This window comes from Thermodesulfitimonas sp. (genome assembly GCF_052743955.1).
On the sequence record NZ_JBRAIN010000155.1, the window covers coordinates 1 to 2,467 of the forward strand.

Here is a 2,467-nt window from a genome sequence, read left to right on the forward strand (position 1 = left end):
CAGGATGGTACCCTTTTGAGGGGCGGGGTAGTTTAGGGGATAGAGGTGGTAGGGGCGTGAAGTTGCCGGTTGAATGCGGGGCGTGTCCGGTGCGCTGTCTCACAATTGCGGCCGACCTTGCTCCGGAGGTGCTGGCGGAGTTCAGCCGCCACATCGTGCGGCGCCGCCTCGCGCCGGGCCAGCAGGTGTTGGTAGAAGGAGAGCCCTGCACGGAGCTCTTCATTGTCCATGCGGGCCGGCTCAAGCTTTACTGCCAGAACGAGGAGGGCAGAGAGTAGATTATCGACATCACGGGTCCCGGCGACCTGGTGGGTGAGGCCGCTATCCGGGAAGGGGGCCGCTGCGACGTCAGCGCTGCGGCGGTCGAGGAGGCGGTCGTTTGCGCCTTGCCGGGCGCTTACTTCCGGGATTTGGTGCGCACCCGGCCGGAGGTGGCCTGGCGGGTTCTGGCGCTTTTGGGGACCAAACTGACCCAATCGCGGTTGGTGGCGCGTGACCTGGCGCTCAAGCGGGCGCGCGAGCGTCTGGCAGGGGTACTGCTGCGCCTGGCGGAAAAAGAAGGGGAGCCGGTGCGGGACGGGGTGCGCCTGAAAATGCCTTTGAAGGTGGAGACGCTGGCGTACCTTGCGGGGCTAACGCCGGAGACTACCGCGCGGATCATGAGCCGGTGGCGCAAAGAGGGGATAATCCGCCGCGAGAAGCGGCGGCTGGTGTTTGATCCCGAAAATTTGGCGCCGTTTGCCGAAAACTGATCCAGATCATTTTTTGTAGCTGCTGTCCCTGCTAACCTTCTATTAAAAAAACAAATAGGAGGTTGAAGCGATGCCGAAGGCAGCAGTGCAGCAAAAAGACGGTAGCTACGCGATTGTTCCCCAGTTAACGGCCGGGCTGGTTACCCCGGAGGTATTGCGGCGCATCGCGGCCGTGGCGGAGCGCTACCAGATCCCGGTGCTCAAGCTAACCGGCGCCGCCCGGATCGCTCTGGTAGGGATCAAAGAGGCGGATGTTGACCGGGTCTGGGAGGAACTCGGGCTGCCCCCCGCGCCGGCCGTCGGGAACTGCGTCCGGAGCGTTAAGGTTTGCCCCGGGACGGCGGCTTGCACTTACGCGCTGCAGGATTCTCTGGGGTTAGGGATGAAGCTCGAAGAACGCTACTTAGGAGCGGCGGTGCCGGGCAAGTTCAAGATCGGCGTTTCTGGTTGCCCGCGCAACTGCGCCGAGGCCTGGGTCAAGGACTTTGGGGTCTTTGGTAAGAAAACAGGCTTCACTGTGGTATTGGGCGGCAGCGCTGGGACTACACCCCGGTTGGCAAAAGTTTTCGCCGCGGGGTTGAGTGGCGAGGAAGTGATCGCCCTTTGCGGCCGGATGCTCAAGGTCTACGGGACGCACGGAAAGGAGCGCGAATCGTTCGGGGCGTTGGTGGAGCGTTTGGGAATAGAAGAGATAAGACGGCTCGCGGAATGAAGATTACGCGCGGGTGAACGTTGGTTTGTGGTGGCGTTCGTTTTTTGGGGGTTGGCGGTGGCGCTGGCGAACCCCCGTTTTATTTAAGAAAGAGATCGGTCTAGTCGCCACCACCCCGTAAGTGGTAAATTTTTTTTACAAGAAGTACAGGTAGGACTGCCGAAATACTCGTAGCGGTGCTCTACACACCTCTTATGCATTATCTTATGCATTATTTTTCTAAGATGCGGTAGATTTTCGGAGCGTGAGTCCTGTTTTGGGTTATGGAAGCTCATGCTGTTTTCGGCAGTAATGAAGGTGATCCGGTAGTAGGCCTTGGCGTACGAATCATTGGCCTCCTGTAAAAGCTTTTGGTCGATCCCTGCTGTTTTATTAGCTAACTCGATCGCTTTCGCCGCACGCGCGGCAGCGTTTCCAGCGCGCGTTGCCAAGTCGTTGGTCCGGTCCTGGATGAAAAGGACCCTCTCGCGCAGCCAGGCGGGACCTTCGGTATGGCATTGGGCGCAGGCCTTCATGTCGGTTTTAAGGGGGACTCTGGACATGGTGAGAGGAAATCTTACTGGCCCCGACGCGTTCGTAAGGCATGTGGCAGTCGGCACACGCCAGCCCGGCCTTCCAGTGCACACTGCCGTTAGAAAAGAGCTCGAATTCCGGGTGCCGGATATGACCTAACTTCAAGCCGGCAATGCGGTGTTTCCACTCCCGGTTAGCGGGGTCACTGTTGATAACGGCCTCAATGTCCTCAACCGTTATGTGGCCCCACTGCGATTTCTGCCAGGGAAGGAAGAGACCGGTCGGCTTCATATCTTTATCGTGCGGGATGATGTAGGTATTGTGGCACTGAGCGCAGACCAGCGTCCGCTTCTCTTGGCGCGTTAAGTGGTCCGGGTCCTTTCCTAAGGCCTTTAACGCATCCTTAGCGTACCACCGGGTAATAACGAGGTCCATCGTAGTGACCCCCACAAGTCAAGACAAAGTCGGCCGGTTTAAAGGGAGTCTTTTA

The 2,467-nt window shown here is 58.9% G+C and carries 4 protein-coding genes and 1 pseudogene; 3 read left to right on the top strand and 2 right to left on the bottom strand.

Annotated elements, in window-relative coordinates; genetic code table 11:
• Positions 1-89: 89 nt before the first annotated feature.
• The 3 genes and pseudogenes from ACUVTA_RS09435 to ACUVTA_RS09445 all read left to right on the top strand — a co-directional run.
• Positions 90-362, top strand: a pseudogene (locus ACUVTA_RS09435) (Crp/Fnr family transcriptional regulator); the annotation flags it as partial.
• Positions 363-485: 123 nt separating this feature from the next.
• On the top strand, positions 486-752 hold the full coding sequence (locus ACUVTA_RS09440) for a Crp/Fnr family transcriptional regulator (RefSeq protein ID WP_445952688.1): 267 nt from the start codon (positions 486-488) through the stop codon (positions 750-752).
• 70 nt (positions 753-822) lie between these two features.
• A complete protein-coding gene (locus ACUVTA_RS09445; protein ID WP_445952685.1) occupies positions 823-1,464 on the top strand; it encodes an NAD(P)/FAD-dependent oxidoreductase in 642 nt (213 codons plus the stop codon).
• Between the two features lie 83 nt (positions 1,465-1,547).
• Here ACUVTA_RS09445 and ACUVTA_RS09450 read toward each other — a convergent pair whose 3' ends face one another.
• Both ACUVTA_RS09450 and ACUVTA_RS09455 read right to left on the bottom strand, forming a co-directional pair.
• Positions 1,548-2,006, bottom strand: a complete 459-nt coding sequence (locus ACUVTA_RS09450) for an ammonia-forming cytochrome c nitrite reductase subunit c552 (RefSeq protein ID WP_445952686.1) — start codon at positions 2,004-2,006, stop codon at positions 1,548-1,550.
• On the bottom strand, positions 1,987-2,412 hold the full coding sequence (locus tag ACUVTA_RS09455) for an ammonia-forming cytochrome c nitrite reductase subunit c552 (protein WP_445952687.1): 426 nt from the start codon (positions 2,410-2,412) through the stop codon (positions 1,987-1,989). The genes ACUVTA_RS09450 and ACUVTA_RS09455 overlap by 20 nt, the downstream gene beginning before the upstream one ends.
• Positions 2,413-2,467 lie beyond the last annotated feature (55 nt).